General features: G+C 63.2%; 17 protein-coding genes and 1 pseudogene. 11 read left to right on the top strand and 7 right to left on the bottom strand.

From position 1 onward, the window contains the following. The first annotated feature begins 2 nt into the window (after window positions 1–2). Window positions 3–923, top strand: a complete 921-nt coding sequence (locus ACFLEY_RS28255; RefSeq protein ID WP_028170799.1) for an ABC transporter permease subunit — start codon at window positions 3–5, stop codon at window positions 921–923. On the opposite strand, the gene ACFLEY_RS28250 is transcribed toward ACFLEY_RS28255, so the two are convergent. Then, entirely contained in the window at window positions 873–1,079 is a 207-nt protein-coding gene (locus tag ACFLEY_RS28250; RefSeq protein WP_396605009.1) for a hypothetical protein, read from the bottom strand. The two genes, ACFLEY_RS28255 and ACFLEY_RS28250, sit on opposite strands and share 51 nt — an antisense overlap. Here ACFLEY_RS28250 and ACFLEY_RS28245 point away from each other — a divergent pair. From ACFLEY_RS28245 to ACFLEY_RS28225, 5 genes are all read left to right on the top strand, one after another. Beyond that, window positions 987–1,694: a glycerophosphodiester phosphodiesterase family protein gene (locus tag ACFLEY_RS28245; protein WP_232585915.1), complete on the top strand. Its 708-nt coding sequence runs from the start codon at window positions 987–989 to the stop codon at window positions 1,692–1,694. The genes ACFLEY_RS28250 and ACFLEY_RS28245 overlap by 93 nt on opposite strands. Continuing rightward, window positions 1,691–3,220, top strand: a complete 1,530-nt coding sequence (locus ACFLEY_RS28240; RefSeq protein ID WP_060911500.1) for an alkaline phosphatase — start codon at window positions 1,691–1,693, stop codon at window positions 3,218–3,220. The genes ACFLEY_RS28245 and ACFLEY_RS28240 overlap by 4 nt, the downstream gene beginning before the upstream one ends. A gap of 97 nt (window positions 3,221–3,317) precedes the next feature. Next, on the top strand, window positions 3,318–4,265 hold the full coding sequence (locus tag ACFLEY_RS28235) for a sugar-binding transcriptional regulator (protein ID WP_198046586.1): 948 nt from the start codon (window positions 3,318–3,320) through the stop codon (window positions 4,263–4,265). A 150-nt stretch (window positions 4,266–4,415) separates the two neighbouring features. Then, window positions 4,416–5,435, top strand: coding sequence for a zinc-binding dehydrogenase (locus ACFLEY_RS28230; RefSeq protein WP_060911501.1), 1,020 nt, complete (start codon window positions 4,416–4,418; stop codon window positions 5,433–5,435). Between the two features lie 41 nt (window positions 5,436–5,476). After that, window positions 5,477–5,854 (top strand): NUDIX hydrolase, encoded by a 378-nt coding sequence (locus ACFLEY_RS28225; RefSeq protein WP_028170804.1) that lies wholly within the window; start codon window positions 5,477–5,479, stop codon window positions 5,852–5,854. Window positions 5,855–5,860: 6 nt separating this feature from the next. Here ACFLEY_RS28225 and ACFLEY_RS28220 read toward each other — a convergent pair whose 3' ends face one another. From ACFLEY_RS28220 to ACFLEY_RS28195, 6 genes and pseudogenes are all read right to left on the bottom strand, one after another. Next, entirely contained in the window at window positions 5,861–7,480 is a 1,620-nt protein-coding gene (locus tag ACFLEY_RS28220; protein WP_063824288.1) for an inositol monophosphatase family protein, read from the bottom strand. A gap of 70 nt (window positions 7,481–7,550) precedes the next feature. Beyond that, entirely contained in the window at window positions 7,551–8,855 is a 1,305-nt protein-coding gene (locus ACFLEY_RS28215; protein ID WP_028170805.1) for an ABC transporter substrate-binding protein, read from the bottom strand. A 29-nt stretch (window positions 8,856–8,884) separates the two neighbouring features. Next, window positions 8,885–9,708, bottom strand: a pseudogene (locus ACFLEY_RS28210) (carbohydrate ABC transporter permease). Window positions 9,709–9,758: 50 nt separating this feature from the next. Next, the gene (locus tag ACFLEY_RS28205) at window positions 9,759–10,688 is read right to left on the bottom strand and encodes a carbohydrate ABC transporter permease (RefSeq protein ID WP_060911502.1); all 930 of its coding nucleotides are present in this window, start codon (window positions 10,686–10,688) and stop codon (window positions 9,759–9,761) included. Beyond that, window positions 10,685–11,851: an ABC transporter ATP-binding protein gene (locus tag ACFLEY_RS28200; RefSeq protein WP_060911503.1), complete on the bottom strand. Its 1,167-nt coding sequence runs from the start codon at window positions 11,849–11,851 to the stop codon at window positions 10,685–10,687. Before ACFLEY_RS28200 ends, ACFLEY_RS28205 begins: the two co-directional genes overlap by 4 nt. Before the next feature lie 6 nt (window positions 11,852–11,857). Then, window positions 11,858–12,682, bottom strand: a complete 825-nt coding sequence (locus ACFLEY_RS28195) for a metallophosphoesterase (RefSeq protein WP_060911504.1) — start codon at window positions 12,680–12,682, stop codon at window positions 11,858–11,860. Between the two features lie 408 nt (window positions 12,683–13,090). Here ACFLEY_RS28195 and ACFLEY_RS28190 point away from each other — a divergent pair, with 408 nt between their 5' ends. The 5 genes from ACFLEY_RS28190 to ACFLEY_RS28170 all read left to right on the top strand — a co-directional run bounded on the left by ACFLEY_RS28190 (window position 13,091) and on the right by ACFLEY_RS28170 (window position 21,347). Continuing rightward, complete coding sequence (locus ACFLEY_RS28190) at window positions 13,091–13,381, top strand: hypothetical protein (protein ID WP_060911505.1); 291 nt, start codon at window positions 13,091–13,093, stop codon at window positions 13,379–13,381. 543 nt (window positions 13,382–13,924) lie between these two features. Beyond that, window positions 13,925–16,612: a pyruvate dehydrogenase (acetyl-transferring), homodimeric type gene (aceE, locus tag ACFLEY_RS28185; RefSeq protein WP_171901251.1), complete on the top strand. Its 2,688-nt coding sequence runs from the start codon at window positions 13,925–13,927 to the stop codon at window positions 16,610–16,612. A gap of 23 nt (window positions 16,613–16,635) precedes the next feature. Further along, window positions 16,636–18,204 (top strand): dihydrolipoyllysine-residue acetyltransferase, encoded by a 1,569-nt coding sequence (locus ACFLEY_RS28180; protein ID WP_060913041.1) that lies wholly within the window; start codon window positions 16,636–16,638, stop codon window positions 18,202–18,204. A gap of 17 nt (window positions 18,205–18,221) precedes the next feature. Next, the gene (lpdA, locus tag ACFLEY_RS28175; protein ID WP_060911507.1) at window positions 18,222–19,967 is read left to right on the top strand and encodes a dihydrolipoyl dehydrogenase; all 1,746 of its coding nucleotides are present in this window, start codon (window positions 18,222–18,224) and stop codon (window positions 19,965–19,967) included. A 45-nt stretch (window positions 19,968–20,012) separates the two neighbouring features. Next, window positions 20,013–21,347, top strand: a complete 1,335-nt coding sequence (locus ACFLEY_RS28170) for a dicarboxylate/amino acid:cation symporter (RefSeq protein WP_060911508.1) — start codon at window positions 20,013–20,015, stop codon at window positions 21,345–21,347. Window positions 21,348–21,406: the final 59 nt, after the last annotated feature.

The following is a 21,406-nucleotide window of genomic DNA, read 5'->3' as shown; positions in this document are numbered from 1 at the left end:
GCATGGTGGAACGCTCACCGGTCCTTAACATGCTCTGCCACGCGATCTTGATCGCCGGCGCGCTGATGGTCTGCGTACCGCTGTATTTCGCGTTCGTGGCTGGCTCGCTCACGGTGGCCGAGGTGCAGAAAGTGCCGTTGCCATGGCTGCCGGGAGGCCAGTTCTTCGACAATCTGCAGTTGGCCTGGAGCAAGGGCAATTTCAGCCGCACCTTCGCCAATTCGATTATCGTGGCGCTCGGCATCACGGCCGGCAAGATCGCGGTATCGCTGCTCTCGGCCTTCGCCATCACCTACTTCCGATTCCGCTATCGAATGCTCGCATTCTGGCTGATCTTCACGTCGCTGATGCTGCCGATCGAGGTCCGGATCGTGCCGACCTTCGAAGCCGTGGCAAATGCGGCGCTGCCCCTGCAATGGCTCTTGGACACGCTGCATGCCGCGGATCTCTGGGGCTGGATCAGTGGTCACGACGTCGCGATCACGCTCGAATGGAACATGGTCAACACCTATCCGGGGCTGATCCTTCCGCTGATCGCCTCAGCCACTGCCACGTTCCTTTTTCGCCAATTCTTCCTGACGATCCCGGAGGAGCTGTGCGAGGCGGCGAGGCTGGATGGCGCCTCGCCGCTGCACTTCTTCTGGAGCATCCTGCTGCCGCTGTCCGTTCCGAACATGATGGCGCTCGCCATCATCCTGTTCCTGTTCGGCTGGAATCAATATCTCTGGCCATTGCTGTTCACGACCGATAAGGACATGGTAACGGCGGTCATTGCGTTGAAGGGCCTGATCCCCCGCTCCGACAGTGAGCCGGCCTGGAACATCGCCATGAGTGGTGCGCTCCTCACGATGTTGCCGCCGGTGTTGGTCGTCCTATTGTTGCAGCGCTGGTTCATCAAGGGTCTTATCGACAGCAGCAAATAGGGACTGATCATGGTTTTCATTGCCGGGCATCGCGGCGGACGCAATCTTTGGCCGGAGAATAGCCTGACGGGCTTCCGCAACCTGTGCAAGGAGGGCGTCGATGCGGTCGAGTTCGACGTCCATCAGAGCACGGACGGCGGGCTTGTCGTGATCCATGATCCGCTGCTCGACCGCACCACATTCGAGAGCGGACCGGTGGGCGAGCGCAGCCTGCGACGCTTGACGGCAACACGTCTTCGCGATGCCGGTGATGAGTGCATTCCGACCCTGGACGAGGTGCTCGACGTGTTCAGCGAAACCGAGCTCGAACTCCACATCGAGATCAAGACGGATGCGCTTGGCAATTCCTATTCGGGCCTCGAGGCGCGGCTGATCAGCGAGATCAAGCGCCGGGGCCTGGAACGGCGTGCCGTCATCACCTGCTTCGTGCCCGGCGTGATCGAGACCGTGCTCCGGCGGTGGCCGGAGGCGCGGGTGCTCGTTTCGCTCGACCGTCGTTCGGCAGAGATGATGGGCGGAATTAAGCCCGCGTTTGCTCAATTGGCCGCCATTCCCGGCTGCATCGTCGCGGTCGAAAAATCACTCCTGGGGCTCGCGTTGCCGCTCGCCCTCAAGATGCTCGGATCCGAGCGTCTCGGTGCATGGGTGACCAACGAGCCAGAGGAGATCGCTTACTGGCTTGCCCAACCGGTGCGGCAGATCACGACCGATCGGCCGGATCTCGCCGTGAGCATTCGCCGCAGGCTCGAAACGATGCCGGCGCGCCCATGATTCCCCGCCGTCGCTTTCTCGTGGGATCGCTGGCGAGCGCCGCCTTGGCCGCGCCCGCCGGGTTCGTGCGGGCAGCGCCGGTCTCATTCAGCGCAGATCCTTTCACGCTCGGCGTCGCCTCCGGATGCCCGCGTGAGGATCGCGTCATCCTGTGGACCCGCCTTGCTCCGCAGCCGCTCGAGGGCGGCGGCATGCGGGACGCGGCAGTGGACGTCGAATGGCAGGTTGCGGAGGACGAGGCCTTCTCGCGCGTCGCCTCCCACGGCGTCGTGCGGACGACCGCGGAGCTTGCGCATTCCGTGCATGCCGAGGCGACGGGGCTGCGGCCGGACCGCGTCTACTGGTATCGCTTCCGTGCCGGCCCGGCGCTCAGCCCGGTCGGGCGCACCCGCACCGCGCCCGCCAGGGCGGCGCGGCCTTTACGTTTTGCTTTCGCATCCTGCCAGCAATACGAGCAGGGCTATTTTACCGCCTACCGCGACATGGCCGCGCGCGATCTCGACTTCGTCATGCATCTGGGCGACTACATCTACGAGAAATCCTGGGGATCGCGCCACGTCCGCCAGCATGGCGTTGGAATTCCGACGACGCTCGAGGAATTCCGCAACCGCTACGCGCTCTACAAGGGCGATCCCGACCTGCAAGCGGCGCACGCCGCCTTTCCCTGGCTCTCGGTCTGGGACGACCACGAGGTAATGGACGATTATGCCAATGATCGCTCCTACACCGTGCGCGATGCCGCTCAGTTCCTGAAGATCCGCGCGGCCTCCTATCAGGCCTATTACGAGCACATGCCGCTGCCGCCCTCGGCGCGGCCCCGCGGTGCGGACGCCACGATCTATGAGCACTACCGCTTCGGCGAGACGCTCGACGTGCTGTTGCTCGACGATCGGCAGTATCGCTCGACATCCGCCTGTGTCGGAAGCGGGCGGCCGACTTGGGTGAGGGACTGTGCAGGCCGGACCGACGAAGCGCGGACGATGTTGGGCCAGGAGCAGGAGCAATGGCTCGATGCGCGCCTGCGCGATTGCCGCGGCCGCTGGACCATCGTCGCGCAGCAGACATTGATGGCGCAGGACAAGCGGGAAGGGGACGATGGCGCGCATTTCTGGATGGACGGCTGGGATGGCTATCCCAATGCACGCCGCCGTCTTCTTGATTCGCTCGTGGCGCATCGCCCGCGCAATCCGATCGTGATCGGCGGCGACCGCCACGCCTTCTTTACCGCCGATCTGAAGCATGATTTCGCCCGGCCGGATGGACCGACCATTGCGACCGAGTTCGTCGGCACGTCGATCACCTCAGACGGTCCGAGCGAAGCCAGCGTGCGCAAGGCGCTGGCGGAGAATCCACATCTGGTCTATGCGCGTGGCGACAAGCGGGGCTATGCGACCGTGGAGCTCGACGCCCGGCATTGCACTGTGGGATTCGAGGCGCTCGACGACGTCAAGGACGCGGGAAGCGCCGTGCGCCGGCTGACGAGCTTTGTGGTCGAGGATGGCGTGCCGGGCGCGAGGGCCGCATGACGAAATCCGCATGGCAGAGATTTGACGACCAACGAAAGATCGCCTCAAATGCTCCGACGTCCGACTGTGCCTTGAGGCCGCTGCGGGGGGCTGCGCCGTGACTGATCAAACCATCCTGCGGGTCGCTTGGCTCTACTACATGGAGAACCTGACCCAAGCCGAGATCGGCGAGCGGCTGGGGCTGACCCGCGCTCGCGTCAATCGCATGCTGTCGGATGCCCGGCAGACCGGTATCGTCAACATCCGCCTCAACTCCGCCTTTGCGAGCTGCACGGAGTTGGAGCACCGCTTGCGCCGGGAATGCGGTCTCGAGGACGCGGTCGTCATCCCGAGCCCGGAGAATCCCGAGCAGGTCGGCAGCCTGATCGGGATGGCGGCGGGCGCGTATTTATCGAAGTTCCTCGAACAGAAGCGGCCGCGCATCATCGGTATCGGCTGGGGCGCGACCTTGCGCGAGACCATCCGCTACGTCACGCCGGCGGACTATCCCGAACTGTCGATCGTCTCCATGATGGGGGGCCTGTCGCGCGGACTCGAGCTCAACACCTTCGAAATTGCCGGTGAGCTTGCGCGCCGGCTGCACGCCCAGTGCAGCTATCTGGCCGCCCCGATCTTTGTCAGCAGCCGGCGCTCGCGCGACACCTTCCTGGCCCAAGAGGTCTATCAGGAGGTGCTGAACAGCGTTGAGAAGATCGATCTAGCGCTGTTGAGCATGGGAGATCTGACGCCGCGCTCGCTGCTGATGCGGCATGGGCTGCCGCCGGACGTTCGTGCCGAACACCTGCGGGCGGCAGGTGCCGTCGGCGACGTCCTGGCGCAGTTTCTCGACAAGACCGGCCGGCCCATAGATCACGGCATCAACAGCCGCGCCATCGCGCTGCCGCTCGAGAAGCTGGCACGCGTGCCGACGTCGATGCTGATCGCCGGGGGGCTCAACAAGGCGCCGATCATCGCCGCGGTGCTGCGCGGCCGGATCGGCAAGGTGCTGGTGACGGACGAGAACACCGCCGTCGCCGCGCTGAAACTGATCGACAAGCAAAAATAGCCGCATTCTCGCAACGGAGACGGGATCCCGCGCCTTCAGCACCGGGTGCGACAGCCCGCGCGCGGGCCGAAACGCCTGCAAAAGCATTTGTCACTCCATGGTTACATATGTAATATAGGGGAGACAATTGCTCAGAAGGATGGCGTCGACATGCGCGCTGCGGTGCTCCAGGACATTCGTGATATCCGCGTCCTCGATATCCCCGAGCCGAGGCCGCTAGCGGAGGACGAGCTCATCGTCCGCGTCAAGGCCGTCGGCGTCTGCGGCAGCGACTTGCATTCCTATCTCGAGGGCGGAACAACTGGCCCGACGCGCGTCAGACCATTCGTCCTGGGCCACGAGTTCTCGGGTGTCCTCACGCCGGACTCGGCGCGAAAAGCGGGGTTCTCGGCCGACGCGTTGGTGGCGGTCGATCCTTCCATTCCCTGCGGCCGTTGCGAATGGTGTCACCGCGGTCACACCAATCTCTGCCCCAACGTGAAATTCCTGGGCTACGCGCCTCACAACGGCGCCATGGCCGAATTTGTCTGCGTGCCCCGATCCGCCGTGCATCTGGTGCCTGACAGCATCGACCCGGCCGGCGCGGCGATCTTGGAGACGCTTGGCGTCGCGATCCATGCGATGGATCTGGCGCACCCGCGGCTTCTGGAAAGCGTGGCGGTGCTCGGCTGCGGGCCGGTGGGATTGCTGCTCGTGCAACTGGCGCGGCTTGCAGGTAGCGGAAAGATCATCGCGATCGACCCCGTCGAGCAGCGTACTGAACTGGCCTGCGACCTCGGGGCGGACGTAGCATGCCGCAGCTACGCCGAGGTCGGTGACGCCACCGAAGGCCGCGGCGTCGATCTGGTGATCGAGGCAACCGACTCATCGCACGGCTTCGAGCATGCGGCGCGCTGCGCCCGTATCGGTGGCCGGGTCGTCCTCGTCGGCATCCCGGAGAATAATCAGTACATCCTCAGCGGCGCGGAGTCGCGTCGAAAGGGCCTGTCGATCAAGTTTTCACGACGCATGCCGGAAGTTTATCCGCGCGCCATCGCGCTTGCGCAAGGCGGGCAGGTCAAGCTGGCGCCGCTGGCCACGCATCGATTCTCGCTCGACCAGACGCCTGCCGCGTTCGAGCAGCAGGTCGCGCGGCGCGATGGCATCATCAAGGCGATCATCTGCCCGTAGATTGAGCACTATCTCGCAAGTGCTCGGCAGGACTGGTGCCAATGGCGAAATCGTCGAAGTTGGTCGTCGCAAAAAAAGGGCGCGTTCTCATGGTGCGCCGCAGGCGCGACGGGCTCTGGATGTTTCCCGGCGGCCGAAGGAGAGCAGGCGAGAGCGACAGGAGCTGCCTTCGTCGTGAGATCAAGGAGGAGCTTCCCAAGCTGAAGCTCGGGCCGTTGAAACTATGGAAGGAAGTGAAAGCGAGAAAGAGCCGAACCGGCCGGCGGATGAGTGATGCGATCTTCCTGGCCAAGAAGGTGTCGGGGCGCCTGAAGGTCGGCGACAAGAAGGAGATCGATCGAGCGGTTTGGCGCAAGCCGCGCGGCGCCAGACTGACCCCGACCTCGCGCTACATCCGCGATAAGCTGTTTCCGAGATAAGCCCGGTCACTCCAGCGCCTGGCGCAACAGCGCCAGCAATTCCTCGTGGATCAATCCGTTGGAGGCGATCTGGTCGAGATCGTCGTTGCGGCACGGACGCCCCGTCAGTGTCGTGGCCTTCCCGCCGCCGGCCCACACCATCGGCAACGCGGCAGCGTGCGAAACGATGTCGGCTTTCAAGGAGACAAAGCCGTCCAGGCGACCCGAGGCCACCATCGTCGTCTCGAAGGCGCCCGAGACGACGATACGCACGCCGCGCGCCACTTTGCCGAGCAGTTCGATGACACGTGTCGTCCGCTGGACTTCGTCGAGCGAGAAATGCGAGGTCAGAATCACCGAGACGACCGCATCCGACAGCGAACGCGTCGTGGAGACGCGGGCGGGCACGCCATCGATCGTTGCACCTTCCCCCGCGAGATAGCGCGCAGTCAGTCCGATCTTGGGAGCGTTGATCAGGCCAAGTTTCGTCTCACCGCCGACCTCGTAGGCGACCGTCACGGAAAACCACGGCAGTCCCCGCGCGTAGTTGATCGTGCCGTCGAGTGGATCGATGATCCAGCGCGCAGCATTGTCCCCTTGGCTCGCGCCGCTCTCCTCGGCCAGGATGCCGGCATCGGGCGTCAGCGCCTTCAAGCCCGCGACGACGATCGCCTCGGAGGCAAGATCCGCCTCGGTGACGATATCGAGCCCGTCCTTGCGCTCTGTGCGCAACGGGGTGGATTGCATCGCGACCAGCCTGGCCGCAGCCTCGGCAACAACGGCCTCTGCGCGCCCTAACAGCGTCGGAAGGCTCTTGCGCTCCTCGATTCCCGGATCGTCCTGATCGGGCGCGATGTCGAACGGGCGACCATAGTCTCCGATCGGAACGAGATGGCTGCTGACGCCCATGTCCGGCCGCCAATGGTGCAAGGCAAATCCCGGCGGCTCCTTGATGAAGCGGTTACCACGGCCGGGCCGCAGGTCGAGCGCGACCTGGTGCGCGGTGCTTGGCGCCACGTAGCCCACGGTCCCCGCGTAGCGCACCGTGATCGAGCGGTGATAGTGACCGCACAGCACGCGTTCGATATCCGGATGGTCCTTGATGATTGCGTTGAGCGCTGCAGCCTCGCTGATACCCAGCTCGTCCATCCCGTCGGCTCCGACGAGGAACGGCGGATGATGAATGATAATGACCGTCGGCTTGCCGCCTCCAGCCGCGAGCACTTCGCGTAGCCACTGCTGCCGTGCCGCGCAGAAAGTCCCGTGGGTCCGTCCGGCCTCGACGCTGTCGAGGAAAATCAGCCGGACCGGGAAATCGTTCACGACAAAGTTGATGAAGCCGCCGGACGGAAGATAGCGGTGGCGTGGTCGCAGCGACTGTATGAACCGCTCGCGCCGATCGTGGTTGCCGGGAATGACGAATACCGGCATCGGTAGTCTGGCCAGCCCAGCCGCGACAATCTCGTATTCCTCCTCGAGCCCGCAATCCGTCAGATCGCCGCTGACCACGACGCAGTCGGGTTGCGGATCGAGGTTCAGCACGGCGTCGATCGCGTCGTGAAACATCGCGTTGGTATCGATGTCGCCGTAAGCTTTCTTGCCATGCGGACGCACATGGAAATCGCTCAGCTGGGCAATGATGAACACGGGAGTCCTGTTCCGGGGAGAAGGGCCTTTACCAGCGCTTGGCCACCTGCTGTGGCCGGCTGTCCGTTGCTTACGAACTCTTCATCAAGGCGTTGCTTTCCTTGACCATGCGATCGAGCCCGGCCTCGGCGGTCGTCTCGCCGCGCATGACGGCATGGATGATCTCGCGCTGCGTGCGCCAGATCTTAACGGACTGTCCGCCTGGATAGCCCTGCCATGGCTTCGCGCGCTCGATCTGCTGCGAGACGGTGCGGAAGTTCGGGTTCTTGTCGTAAAATGGAGCCAGGAAATCGGGCCCCGAGGCGCGCAAATTGGTCGGCATGTAGCCCGTGGTCTCAACCACGATCTTCTGCGCTTCCGGTCCGCTCACGAATTTCAGGAACTCCCAGGCGGCCTGCTGCTTCGCCGGATCTTTCGCCGTGATGATCGCCGCGTTGCCGCCGGTGGGCAGCCCACCCTTTTGCTTGTCGTCGATCGGGAAGGTGCAGGTGCGCAAGGTGAACTTGTCGCCGATCAGGTCGGTGACCTGGCGCAACCGGGCCGGCGTGTCGGCGAAAATGCCGATCTTCCCGGCGATGAACTGCTGACGCGAGGAGTCCCAATCAATCAACGGCATCTTGGCATCGGCTACGAACTTCCGACAGTGAGCGAGCGCGTTGCGCCCGGCGTCGTTGCCGAAACCGGCAGCGGTTTCCGACGCATCGAGCATCTGGCCACCACCTTGCAGGATCAGGGAACGGAACAGCCAGTCGTCGGGCCAGTCATGGATGTTATAGGCGATGCCGGCGACATCGGACCCCTTGCTCTTGATGTTGACGGCGAGGGCGATCATGTCCGTCCAGTTGTCGGGCATCTTGTCCGGATTGCCGCCCGCCTCCTTCACGAGCTGCGCGTTGAAATAGATGACCGGCAGCGACGCGTTGAAAGCGAGGCCGTAGATCTTGCCGTCGACCGCCCCGAGGGTCAGGATCCCGTCGGAGTAATTGGCCTTGCGCCAGGCGGCGTCCTCCTTCTGCAGCAGCGAGGCGACCTCGGTGATCTGGTTTCGTTTCACCAGCGTGCGCACGAGCTCGGCGAGCAGGTGGTAACCGGAATAGTACACGTCCGGCAGCTGGTTGGTGACGGCCTGCCGCAGCATGGTCTGATGACCTTCGTCATAGCTCGCCGCCGGTGCCCGGAACTGGATCTTTATGCTCGACTGCCGCTTCATGAACTCCTGTGCGATCGGCTCATGGAACTTGGCGAAAGCGGGAAAGGCATAAAGCACATCCAGCGTAACGTCCTGCGCGTAGGCCGACCGCGTCAGAAACGGACTTGAAAGCGCGGTCGTCCCGACGGCCGCGGCACTCTTCAGGAGGTCTCGGCGATGCAGCATGGCGGTGTCTCCCCTGGCGGTGGTTGAAGTCATTTGATTCCGGTCATCGTGATGCCGGCGATGAAATGCCGCCGTGCAATTAGGAAGGCGATGACCAGCGGCGCCGTGATGATGGTGGCGCCGCGGCGAGCGCCCCGTAATTCGAGCCCAGCTCGGAATCGGCGAAGTACATCATGCCGAGCGGTGGCGTTGCGAGCTTGGTGTCGGAGACGACGATGAGCGGCCAATACAGGTCGTTCCAGTGCGCCACGACAGAGAAGATCGAAAACGCCGCGATGGCCGGCCAGACGCTCGGCACGACGATGCGCCACACGATCTCGAACTCCCCGACACCGTCCAGCCGAGCGGCCTGGATGATCTCGTCCGGATAGGACTTGAAGAACTGGCGGAACAGGAAAATCGCGAACACCGACAGGAAGAACGGCATCATCATCGAGAGGTAAGTATTGAGAATGCCGAGCTCGGCGAACGCGATGTAGAGCGGGAGCGAGGGCGCCTGGACCGGAATGCAGAGTCCGAGCAGGACCAGCGAAAACAAGATCGGCCGTCCCGGAAATTTCAGCTTGGCGAGCGCATAGGCGCAGGGAATCGCGACCAGCAGCTGGACGACGAGGATTCCGCCGCAGACGATGAGACCGTTGAGCAGAAAGCGCAGGAGTGGCGCGGTGCTCAGGGCAGATTCGAAGTTCTGCCATCCGTAGAACTGGCGCGGCCAGAGCCGGAACGTCGCCTCGAAGATCTCGCCCGGCGGCTTGATGGCGCTCGTCAGCATGAAGACGAACGGCAGCAGCATGAAGACGGCACCGCCGATCAGCACCGCGTGGACGAGCGCAAGCGACACGAGGCGCCGCATCCGGATCGCCACCGGTGTAGGCGGACGGGCGATCGTGGCCGATGTACGCGTCAATAATGCACCCGTCGATCAAGGATGAAGGTTTGCAGCACCGAGAACACCAGCGTAAACGCCAGGAAGACGAGTGTGAGCGTCGCCGCATAGCTCATGTGAAAGTACTGAAATCCCTCCAGATAGATGGCATACAGGAGCACCTCGGATGCGCCTCCGGGGCCGCCACGCGTCATCACCGCAACCGTGTCGAAGATCTTGAACGCGGTGATGAAGGTCGTCACGGTCACGAACATCGTCGTCGGACCGAGCATCGGCCACGTCACCTTCAGGAAGCGGTCGATGGGATGGCTTGCGCCGTCAATATCGACGGCCTCATAGAGATCGCGGGGAATCGCCGAGAGGCCGGCAAGGAACAGCACCATGTTGAAGCCGACGAGCTGCCAGATGCCGATCGCGGCGAGCGTCGGGATGACGAGGCGCGGCTCGCTCAGGAAAGCTGTCTCGGCGAAACCCAGCCCCTTGAGAGTGTGATTGATCAGCCCCAGGGTCGGGTGCAGCAGGAACTGCCACATCGTGGCCATCGCGATGAGCGTCGAGGTGACAGGAAGGAAGTAAATAACCTCATAGAGGCTGCGCGTGCGCTTGCGCTGGTGGATCAGGATTGCGACGAGCAGCGAGATCAGGACGCCACCCGGCACGACAATCGCCACGTAGAGCAGCGTGTTAGTCACCGAGCGCCGAATCACGGGATCCTGCAGCGCCGCGCTGAAGTTCTTGAGGCCGACGAACGAGAAATCGAGCGCGCCCAACTCGTAGTTGGTGAAACTCAGGAAGGCGAGTGCAGCCAGCGGCGCCAGATTCGTGAGGACCAGCAGGATGAAGGCCGGAGCGGAAAAACCGAGGCCCGCGAACCGCTCGACCCATCGCTGGCGGCTGGCCGGCGGCGCCGCGTCGAGCGGAGTGATTTGAGCCGCGACCGTGGTCATCGGACCTCGCTCGCGCGGCGCACATCGCGGCTGGCCGCCGTACGGCTTTCCACTTCGATGCGCCGGCCGCTGTGGTCGAATACGTGACAATCCCGCGGCTCAAAGGCGAGCGTGGCCTCGCCCTCGGGTATCGGCATGTCGTTGTCGACCCGGCAAAGCACCGCGACCTCCGGAGAGGCCACGAGGTCGAAGTGAAGGATGCTTTCCGAGCCGAGATTTTCGCGGCGCCGGAATCTGCACGTGACGACGCACGGTCCGCTTCCGATCCGCATCGCTTCCGGGCGCACGCCGACCGTCAGTTCCGGCGCCGGCGCGTTGCGAACATCGATCGGCAGCGTCCGGCCGAGCAGCTCGACCTGGCCGCTGGGCCCCACGCGGGCCGGAAATAGATTAATCGCAGGACTGCCAATGAACTGCGCGACCGCGATCGTAGCTGGCCGTTCATAGACATCGGCGGGGGTGCCGAGCTGGAGTATGTCGCCGTGATCCATCACGGCGACGCGATCGGACATCGTCATCGCCTCGATCTGGTCGTGTGTCACGTAGATCATCGTGACGCCGAGACGCGCGTGCAGCTCGGTCAGCTCGCCGCGCATGTGCACGCGCAGCTTGGCGTCGAGGTTCGACAAGGGCTCGTCCATCAGGAAAGCCTGCGGATGACGCACCATTGCGCGGCCGAGCGCGACGCGCTGCCGTTGGCCGCCCGAAAGCTGTCCGGGGCGGCGGTGAAAGAAAGCTTCGATGCGAAGCTGCTCGGCGACGGCTCGCACCTCACGCGCGATCTCGCCCATGACGCGCCTGCGGCGAGGCGACAAATGACGCATCAAGGGCAGGCGCTCGAACAGGTTGAGGCGCGTCATGGTGAGCGGCAGTGCTATGTTGTCGAACACCGACATGTGGGGATAGAGCGCGTAATTCTGGAACACCATGGCGATTCTGCGCTCGTGAGGCCGCATATGGTCCACCGAAGTCCCTCCGATCGACACCGAGCCGCGGTCCTGAGATTCGAGGCCGGCGATGATGCGCAGGAGCGTCGACTTGCCACATCCGGAGGGGCCAACCAGCGTCAGAAACTCGCCGTCCGCAATATCGAGGTCGATGTCGTTGAGGACGGATGTGTCGCCGAAAGCCTTATGGATGCCGCGCAATGTGAGGCCGGCCATCGCAGATCACGCCTCAGCTTCGCGCGGCGGATAGACTTCGTGCACGACGTCGTCGATCCAGTAATCGGTGAGGCCGGGCACCGGACGAATGCTCACGTCGATATTTTCGCCGTCGATGTCGTAGACCACCGCCCCGAGCCGTGCAGCGCCGCCCATCGGCGGCGCCAGTTTCTGACCGACCAGAAAGCCGGCCGCCGGCCCCCAGACGTAGTGCGTGCCGTTCAGCCGGATCTCGTGCCAGCGATGAAGATGGCCGCTGGCCACGATCTCCACCCGGTAGCGTTGCAGCAGATCGAGAAGGGCGCGGCGCGGCTCCGGCTTGACCGACCAGTAACCGGTGTCGGCCTCGGCCGGTGACTCGATGAACAGCGGCCGGTGCGTGAACCAGGCAAGGCGACGCCCCGCAGCATCGGCCATCGCGGCCTCGAGCCATTCGGTCTGCCGCGCGTCTTCGGAGCCGCCGCCGAAGATCATCGAATTGAGGCCGATCAGGCGCCAACCGTCCGCATCGCGTAGCCAGCGGTCGTCACCGAAGTGGCGGCGAAAGCGATCGAGCCGCTCGCTATTTACCGGCTGATGCGGATTGCCGACCTCGCCAACGTCATGATTTCCCGGAACTGTCACGACAGGGACGCCGAGCGAGGCCAGTTGAGCCGCGCAATATGCCGCGTCGGTCTCTTGATCGGCCCCGTCGACCGTCACGTCGCCGGTATGTATGACGAGATCTGGCTTATGCTGCCCAATCCAACGGGCAAGCGGCCTCCAGTTTGCCTCGAAGTGCTGCTTGCTCGGGCTGAGATGCGTATCGGAAATCTGAATAACTCGGACCATGACGCCTCTGCTTTAGGTCGCGTGTCATGCCGTGCGTTGGGCGCGCAGCGGTCTCTCGCTCGAATCAAACGCCTTACTTCTCGCTGCGCGAGGTTGGGATAGTCATCGCAGTCGCTTGACGTGAGGTTTCTGGCGCTCTCCCGTCCCTTGACGCCGCTAAACGGCTTGGATGCGCTCGATAATTATACATATGATCGCCGATGGAGACAAATGTAATTTCAAGGCCGGAGTCTGAAGGACGTAGATCACCAGGGCGCGAGCAGCAGATTGTCACGATCGGCGGGCTATGATGTCCGAGCCGCGCATCCTGACGATCGGCGAGGTCTCGCTCGGATTGATGCAGAAGAAGAAAGTCGGCATTTGCTTACGACGCGATCAGAAGCATCATTGTAGCAACGGAGCGGGCAAATGACGATCGAGTTGAGCCGACGAGGATTTTGCATCGGAACCGCTCTGATTGAGCTTCAGGCCATCTCCTCCGGTGCCTTCGAGCGGACCGAGGAAGGCACCGTCAAGCTCGGTTTGGTCGCGCCAATGAGTGGTCCGAATGCCCGTTACGGCGCCTTCTCGCTGCGCGGCGCGCAAATCGGCCCGCTTGTCAGCTCACTCAAAATGATCCGGCCGCCTCACACGGAATTGACCTGCTGGACCATCTTTGCTGAGGCCGCTCCTAGGCTCTTGTCATTAGCTCATTCCTGACCGGCGTTGCTTCTCTCTTGCCCCGCCGCGGTTTTCATTTCGGCTGAACAGGAAGCGCTTACGGGGCAAAGATATGCGCGTGCCGCTTTGTAATCGCGCTCACTCGGGTGACCGGGCGCACCCTTGCGCGGATGCTTCAGTCTCAGCGGGCCGGTCGGGTGGCGGCATCGCGAACCCTTCTGTCGGGGCGGTCCGATATTTCGGGCGGTCGCTCTGGCCGGTTTTCCGGAGCTTCAGACGGATCCGGCCCGAATGCCCTCGCGGGAGCAGTCAGCTATCCGGTAAAACCAAGCAAATTGAACGACATCGCTGAGAATACCGTACTTTCCGTGGGCTGGCATGAATGCTGCTTAATAACCTGTCAAAAGAAGCGACAGCTCTAAAATAAACCGTGCGAGGGGACGTTCAGATGCCAGCCAACATTCAACTCACGACCTAACGCGACCGGGATATCGCCCGTTCGGCATTGTGCGCGTCCGCATGAACGCGGGCCGCAATGGACGTCGGCGCTCGACTTCGGCTCGGCATGCAATGGAGAAAGTAATGACGCTCGCGGACGCTCACGATCAGGACCCGCAGGAAACCCGGGAATGGCTTGATGCCCTGTCGGCGGTCCGCGGGCACCGCGGCAATGAACGCGCCGAGTTCGTCGTCAATGCGATGCTCGATGCGGCGCGACACAGCGGCCTTCAGATCGAACAGTCGCTGACGACGCCTTATTGCAATACAATCCAGCCGGATCAGCAACCTGCGCTGCCGGGCGACCGCGCGATCGAGCACAAGCTTCGCTCCATCATCCGCTGGAATGCGCTGGCGATTATTCTGCGCGCCAACAAGGAAAGTTCGGAGCTCGGCGGCCACATCGCGAGCTTCCAGTCCGCTGCGACGCTCTACGACATCGGCTTCGGCCATTTCTGGCACGCGCCGACCGATGCCCATGGCGGCGATCTGATTTTCGTTCAGGGACATTGTTCGCCCGGTATCTACGCGCGCGCCTTTCTCGAGGGGCGGTTGAGCGAGGAGCAACTTCTCAGCTTCCGGCAGGAGACGAGCGGCAAGGGTTTGTCGAGTTATCCGCATCCTTGGCTGATGCCGGATTTCTGGCAGTTCCCGACGGTGTCGATGGGCCTGGGGCCGCTGATGGCGATCTATCAGGCGCGGTTCCTGAAATATCTCGAGAACCGCAAGCTGGCCGAGACGTCCAACCGGAAGGTCTGGGCGTTCATGGGCGACGGCGAAACCGACGAGCCGGAATCGCTCGGCGCCATCTCACTCGCCGGCCGCGAGAACCTCGACAATCTGATCTTCGTCATCAACTGCAACCTGCAGCGGCTCGACGGACCCGTTCGGGGCAACGGCAAGATCGTTCAGGAACTCGAAAGCGTATTCCGCGGTGCGGGCTGGAACGTCATCAAGGTGCTATGGGGCTCCGGGTGGGACCGCCTGCTGGAGAAGGATAAGAGCGGGCGGCTGCTCAGGCTCATGGAAGAATGCGTCGACGGCGAATACCAGGACTTCAAAAGCAAGAGCGGCGCCTACATTCGCGAACACTTCTTCGGCAAGTACGAGGAAACGAAGCAACTGGTATCTGATATGAGCGACGACGAGATCTGGCAGCTCGCGCGCGGCGGCCATGATCCCGAGAAGGTCTTCGCCGCCTACACCGCCGCCGTAAACCACAAGGGCCAGCCAACGGTCATTCTGCCGAAAACCGTCAAGGGGTACGGCATGGGCGAATCCGGCGAAGGCCAGATGATCGCCCATCAGGCGAAGAAGATGACGCAGGACGCGCTGCGTGGCTTTCGTGATCGCTTCCAGGTGCCGGTCGCCGACGCGGACCTTGCCAAGGTGCCTTTCCTCCGGCTGCCGGAAGATAGTCCGGAAATGAAGTATTTCCGGGCGCAGCGTGAAAAGCTCGGCGGCTACCTGCCGCAACGCCGGCGGAAATCCGCGTCCTTGCAAATTCCACCGCTCTCGACGTTCCAGCGCTTGCTCGAAAATACCGGCGACCGCGAGATCTCGACGACGATGGCCTTCGTGCAGTTGCTCGGCACCCTTGTGCGCGACAAGGTGATCGGCAAGCACATCGTGCCGATCGTGCCGGACGAATCTCGCACCTTTGGCATGGAGGGCATGTTCCGGCAACTCGGCATCTATTCGTCAGTCGGCCAGCTCTACAGGCCGCAGGATGCCGACCAGCTGATGTACTACCGCGAAGACAAGAGCGGGCAGGTATTCCAGGAGGGCATCAACGAAGGCGGTGCGATGTCGAGTTGGATTGTCGCTGCAACGTCTTACTCGACGAACAACGTGCCGATGATCCCGTTCTACATCTACTACTCGATGTTTGGCCTGCAGCGTGTCGGCGATCTCGCCTGGCTTGCAGGCGACATGCGCGCACGCGGCTTCCTACTCGGCGGCACGGCCGGCCGAACTACGCTAAACGGCGAAGGCTTGCAGCACGAGGACGGCCACAGCCACGTGCTCGCGGCCACGATCCCGAACTGCATCTCCTACGATCCGACCTTCGCCTATGAAGTCGTGACCATCGTGCGCGAAGGCATGCGCCGCATGTATGAGGCGCAGGAGGACGTCTACTACTACCTCACTCTGATGAACGAGAACTATCCGCATCCAGCGCTGGCCGATGCAGGCGAAGGGGCGGAGGAGGGGATTCTCAAGGGGCTCTATCTCCTGAAAAACGGAGGCGAGACCGCGAAGAAGGGCCTCCGCGTCCAGCTAGTCGGGTCGGGCACGATCCTGCGCGAGGTGATCGCGGCCGCCCATCTGCTCAAGGCAGACTTCGGCGTGGCCGCGGACGTCTGGAGCGCAACCAGCTTCAACGAGCTGCGTCGCGATGGCATGGCGGCGGAGCGCTGGAACCTGCTGCATCCGACCGAGCCACGTCGCGAGAGCTGGGTTGAATCGCAGCTCAAGGGATATCCGGGGCCGGTCGTGGCGTCCACCGACTATATGCGCAACTACCCCGACCAGATCCGGGAATATGTACAGGCGGCGGGGCGCCGCTACGTCGTGCTCGGCACCGACGGGTTCGGCCGTAGCGACTATCGCGTGAAGCTGCGCAAATTCTTCGAGGTCGACCGGCACTACGTCGCGGTCGCCGCCCTCAAGGCGCTCGCCGATGAGGGAGCGATCAAGCCCGCGGTCGTGGCCGAGGCCATCGCCAAATATCAAATCGATGCCGGGCGCGCTGCGCCGTGGACCGTGTGAGGCTGGGAGCCGAGGGCAGAGCAATGAGTGGGCTGATCGACATCAAGGTTCCCGATATCGGCGACTTCAAGGACGTCCCGGTGATCGAGGTCTTCGTCAAGCCGGGCGACAAGGTAAAGGCCGAGGACCCGCTGGTCGCGCTCGAGTCCGACAAGGCGACCATGGAAGTGCCGTCACCGCGCGATGGCGTGGTGAAGTCCGTGGTCGTCAAGGTTGGCGACAAGGTAAGCGAAGGTGCGGCGATCGTGCAATTCGAGGGCGCGGGCGCCGAGCAGGCCGAAACGCGCCCGGTCGTCAGTGCGCCGCCGTCGCCGGTCAGCGCGCCGGCCGGTGTGGCCGAGGTACGCGTCCCCGACATTGGTGACTTCAAGGACGTGCCGGTCATCGAAATCTTCGTGAAGCCCGGCGATAGCGTCAAGGCGGAGGATCCGCTGATTGCGCTCGAATCGGACAAGGCAACGATGGAAGTGCCGGCTCCGCTCTCGGGTACGGTGCGCGAGATCAAGGTGAAGACGGGTGACAAGGTCAGCGAGGGCGCGATTATCCTCGTGCTCGCGACCGGTGACGCATCCGCTGCGGCGAACGCTGCCGCGCCCGCACTGGCACCCGCATCACAGGCGACAGCCGCGGCATTGGCGGTGCAAGCCGCCGGGGTCGACGAACAAGCCTTCGCGCTGGCCTATGCCGGTCCGGCGGTGCGCAAGTTGGCGCGCGAGATGGACGTCGATCTCGGCAAGATCAAGGGCTCGGGCAATCACGGCCGGATTGTGCGTGAGGACGTCGAGGCCTCTGCCAAGGGTGGTGCGCCCGCCGCCAAGCCGCAGGCTGCGGCGGCGAGCGGAGGCGGTGTCGGCAGCATCGATCTTCTGCCCTGGCCCAAGATCGATTTTGCGAAGTTCGGGCCGGTCGAGCGCAAGGAGCTCGGCCGCATCAAGAAGATCTCGGCAGCCAATCTGCATCGCAACTGGGTCGTCATTCCGCACGTCACAACTCATGACGAGGCCGACATCACCGAACTCGAGCAGTTCCGGGTCAAGATGAACAAGGAGCTGGAGAAGAGCGGCGTCAAGCTCTCGCTGCTGCCGTTCATGGTGAAAGCGGCCGTTGCGGCGTTGAAAAAGTTTCCGAAGTTCAACGCCAGCCTCGACGGCGACACCCTGGTCTACAAGAATTACTGGCACATCGGCTTTGCAGCGGACACGCCGAACGGACTGATGGTGCCTGTCATCCGCGATGCCGACAAGAAGTCGTTGCCGGAGATCGCCAACGAGATGAACGCGCTCGCCAAGCTTGCGCGCGAGGGCAAGATCAAGCCGGACCAGATGCAAGGGGGCACTTTCTCGATCTCGTCGCTCGGCGGCATCGGCGGCATCTACTTCACGCCGATCATCAACGCGCCGGAAGTCGCGATCATGGGCGTATGCAAGGGATACTGGAAGCAGCATTCGCCTGACGGCAAGACTTGGGCCTCGCGCCTTACCTTGCCGTTGTCGCTGTCCTGGGATCACCGGGTCATCGACGGCGCGGCCGCCGCCCGCTTCAACGTCTACTTCGCCAGCGTGCTCGCCGATTTGCGGCGGGTGCTGTTCTGAGTTCGGGGGAGAGCAGCATGGCTCAGCAGATCGAAGTGAAGGTTCCTGACATCGGCGACTTCAAGGACGTCGCGGTGATCGAGGTCATGGTGAAGCCCGGCGAGACCGTGGCGGTCGACACCAGCCTCATCATGGTCGAGTCCGACAAGGCGTCGATGGAGATCCCGTCCTCGCATGCCGGAATCGTCAAGGAGGTCAAAGTCAGGGTTGGCGACAAGGTCAGTGAAGGCTCGATCATCCTCGTGCTGGAGACTGCGGGGGCCGCGGCCGCTCCGCCGCCTGCGCCGGCGTCAAAGCCTGCCGCTACGTCGTCCGCAGCTGCGCCTGTCCCGGCATCTCATTCCGGCAAGGCGGATATCGAATGCGAGATGCTGGTGCTCGGCGCCGGGCCCGGCGGCTATTCGGCCGCTTTCCGCGCCGCCGATCTCGGCATGAAGACCGTGCTGGTTGAGCGTTACGACACGCTCGGCGGCGTCTGTCTCAATGTCGGCTGCATTCCAAGCAAGGCGTTGCTGCATACGGCGTCCGTCGTCGATGAGGTCAAGCATCTCCCGGACCACGGAATCTCGTTCGGTGCGCCGCAGATCGACCTCGACAAGCTGCGCGGGTTCAAGGACGGCGTGATCAAGAAGCTGACCGGTGGTCTCGCCGGGATGGCCAAGGCCCGCAAGGTCGAGGTGGTGACCGGCGTCGGTGCCTTCCTCGATCCGCATCATCTTGAAGTGGTCACTGCGGGCGGCAAGAAGACGATCAAGTTCGCCAAGGCGATCATCGCTGCTGGCAGCCAGGCGGTGAAGCTGCCGTTCCTGCCCGAGGATCCGCGCATCGTCGACTCGACGGGCGCATTGCTGCTGAAGTCGATCCCGAAGCGCATGCTGGTGATCGGCGGCGGCATCATCGGGCTCGAGATGGCGACGGTCTATTCGGCGCTTGGCGCGCGCATCGACGTGGTCGAAATGCTCGACGGCCTGATGCAGGGCGCCGACCGTGACCTGGTCAAGGTCTGGGAGAAGATGAACGCGAAGCGTTTCGACAAGGCGATGCTGAAGACCAAAACCGTCGGCGCGAAGGCGACCGAGGCCGGAATCGAGGTCAGCTTCGAGGGCGAGCAGGCGCCGTCCGGGCCGCAGGTCTATGACCTCGTTCTGGTAGCCGTCGGCCGAAGCCCGAACGGCAAGAAGATCGGCGCCGAGAAGGCTGGTGTCGCGGTGACCGATCGCGGCTTCATCGACGTCGACAAGCAAATGCGCACCAACGTGGCGCACATCTTTGCGATAGGCGACATCGTGGGCCAGCCGATGCTGGCGCACAAGGCCGTGCATGAAGGCCATGTGGCTGCCGAAGTCGCCCATGGCGAAAAATCCTATTTCGACGCGCGACAGATCCCGTCGGTCGCCTATACCGATCCCGAAGTCGCCTGGGCCGGCAAGACCGAGGACGAGTGCAAGGCCGAGGGCATTAAGTTTGGCAAATCGGTCTTCCCCTGGGCGGCGTCCGGCCGCGCCATCGCCAATGGCCGCGACGAGGGTTTCACAAAGCTGTTGTTCGACACGGCGACGCATCGCGTCATCGGCGGCGGGATCGTCGGCACGCATGCGGGCGATCTGATCAGCGAGGTCTGCCTTGCGATCGAAATGGGGTGTGAGCCGGCCGATATCGGCAAGACCATTCATCCGCATCCGACGCTCGGCGAGTCCATCGGAATGGCAGCGGAGGTCTTTGAGGGCCACTGCACCGATCTGCCGCCGCAGAAGAAGAAATAGCGCGGGCTGCTAACGCAGGACACAGCGAGATCACGGAGGAGACACATGTCTGTAGCGACCACCGCGGCGTCCGGAGCGATAGCTGCGACGCATAAGAAGCCGTTCTACCGAGTTCTCTATGTTCAGGTTCTCGCGGCGATCGTGCTCGGCGTCATCGTCGGCTGGCTTTGGCCGGATATCGGCAAGAACGACTGGATCAAGGCGATGGGCGACGGGTTCGTCAAGCTCATCAAGATGGCCATTGCGCCGATCATCTTCTGTACGGTCGTCTCCGGCATTGCGCACATTTCCGAAGTGAAGAAGGTCGGCCGCGTCGCGGTCAAGGCGCTCATCTACTTCGAGGTCGTTTCGACCTTTGCCCTGGCGTTGGGCTTGGTCGTCGCCAACGTGCTGCGTCCGGGAGCGGGTTTCCAGGGGCAGTCGAATGCTGCGGCCGTCGCCGGTTATGCGAAACAGGCGAGCGAGATGAAGTCGGTGGACTTCGTCCTCCACATCATCCCGGACACGGTGGTCGGGGCCTTCGCGCAAGGTGAGATCCTGCAGGTCCTGCTGTTCGCCATCCTGTTCGGCTTTGCGCTGATGGGGCTCGGCGAGCGGGCTCATACCGTCCGCTCGTTCGTGGACGATGTCGCCCACGCGATGTTCGGCGTCATCTCGATCGTGGTCAAGGTCGCGCCCATCGGTGCCTTTGGTGCGATGGCCTATACGATCGGTCGCTATGGCCCCCAGGCGCTCGGCAATCTCGCCGGCCTGATCGCGACTTTCTATCTCACTGCGTTTCTGTTCGTGGTCGTTGGTCTCGGGATCATCGCCCGTATCGCCGGCTTCTCGATCTTCAAGTTCCTTAAATACATCAAGGATGAGCTGCTGATCGTGCTCGGCACGTCGTCCTCGGAGAGCGCTCTTCCGCAGATGATGGAGAAGCTGGAGATTCTCGGTTGTTCGAAGTCCGTCGTCGGACTGGTCGTGCCGACCGGCTACTCGTTCAATCTTGACGGAACCAACATCTACATGACGCTGGCGACGCTTTTCATCGCCCAAGCGATGAACGTCGATCTCTCGTTCGGTGAGCAGATGACGATCCTCGTCGTTGCGATGCTGACGTCGAAGGGCGCTTCCGGCATCACGGGCGCGGGCTTCATCACGCTTGCCGGTACGCTCGCCGCGGTCAGGCCCGAGTTGCTTCCCGGCATGGCGATCGTGCTCGGCATCGACAAGTTCATGAGCGAGTGCCGGGCCCTGACGAACCTGTGCGGCAATGGCGTTGCCTGCGTCGTCGTCGCCTGGTGGGAGGGTGAGCTCGACCGCGAGAAGCTGCGCGTCGCACTCGATCGCAACGTCGATCCGACCGACCTCGAGGTCGCCGTAACGACGGGCTAAGGGCACGATGGTGCCAACCGATCACCGCCCGGACATCACGGGTTATCAAGGGAGTTGGT

The sequence above is a fragment of the Bradyrhizobium sp. YCK136 genome, assembly GCF_044570075.1.
In the GTDB taxonomy this organism is placed as follows: domain Bacteria; phylum Pseudomonadota; class Alphaproteobacteria; order Rhizobiales; family Xanthobacteraceae; genus Bradyrhizobium; species Bradyrhizobium diazoefficiens.
Note: the sequence above shows the minus strand (reverse complement) of the source record. Positions and strands in the feature narration are given on the sequence as shown.

What these genes read in the sequence shown, in the direction of transcription:
- ACFLEY_RS28255 (WP_028170799.1), top strand. Translation starts at nt 3, where the DNA reads ATGGTGGAACGCTCACCGGTCCTTAACATGCTCTGCCACGCGATCTTG.
- ACFLEY_RS28250 (WP_396605009.1), bottom strand. Translation starts at nt 1,079, where the DNA reads ATGGATCACGACAAGCCCGCCGTCCGTGCTCTGATGGACGTCGAACTC.
- ACFLEY_RS28240 (WP_060911500.1), top strand. Translation starts at nt 1,691, where the DNA reads ATGATTCCCCGCCGTCGCTTTCTCGTGGGATCGCTGGCGAGCGCCGCC.
- ACFLEY_RS28230 (WP_060911501.1), top strand. Translation starts at nt 4,416, where the DNA reads ATGCGCGCTGCGGTGCTCCAGGACATTCGTGATATCCGCGTCCTCGAT.
- ACFLEY_RS28225 (WP_028170804.1), top strand. Translation starts at nt 5,477, where the DNA reads ATGGCGAAATCGTCGAAGTTGGTCGTCGCAAAAAAAGGGCGCGTTCTC.
- ACFLEY_RS28215 (WP_028170805.1), bottom strand. Translation starts at nt 8,855, where the DNA reads ATGCTGCATCGCCGAGACCTCCTGAAGAGTGCCGCGGCCGTCGGGACG.
- ACFLEY_RS28205 (WP_060911502.1), bottom strand. Translation starts at nt 10,688, where the DNA reads ATGACCACGGTCGCGGCTCAAATCACTCCGCTCGACGCGGCGCCGCCG.
- ACFLEY_RS28200 (WP_060911503.1), bottom strand. Translation starts at nt 11,851, where the DNA reads ATGGCCGGCCTCACATTGCGCGGCATCCATAAGGCTTTCGGCGACACA.
- ACFLEY_RS28195 (WP_060911504.1), bottom strand. Translation starts at nt 12,682, where the DNA reads ATGGTCCGAGTTATTCAGATTTCCGATACGCATCTCAGCCCGAGCAAG.
- ACFLEY_RS28190 (WP_060911505.1), top strand. Translation starts at nt 13,091, where the DNA reads ATGACGATCGAGTTGAGCCGACGAGGATTTTGCATCGGAACCGCTCTG.
- aceE (WP_171901251.1), top strand. Translation starts at nt 13,925, where the DNA reads ATGACGCTCGCGGACGCTCACGATCAGGACCCGCAGGAAACCCGGGAA.
- ACFLEY_RS28180 (WP_060913041.1), top strand. Translation starts at nt 16,636, where the DNA reads ATGAGTGGGCTGATCGACATCAAGGTTCCCGATATCGGCGACTTCAAG.
- lpdA (WP_060911507.1), top strand. Translation starts at nt 18,222, where the DNA reads ATGGCTCAGCAGATCGAAGTGAAGGTTCCTGACATCGGCGACTTCAAG.
- ACFLEY_RS28170 (WP_060911508.1), top strand. Translation starts at nt 20,013, where the DNA reads ATGTCTGTAGCGACCACCGCGGCGTCCGGAGCGATAGCTGCGACGCAT.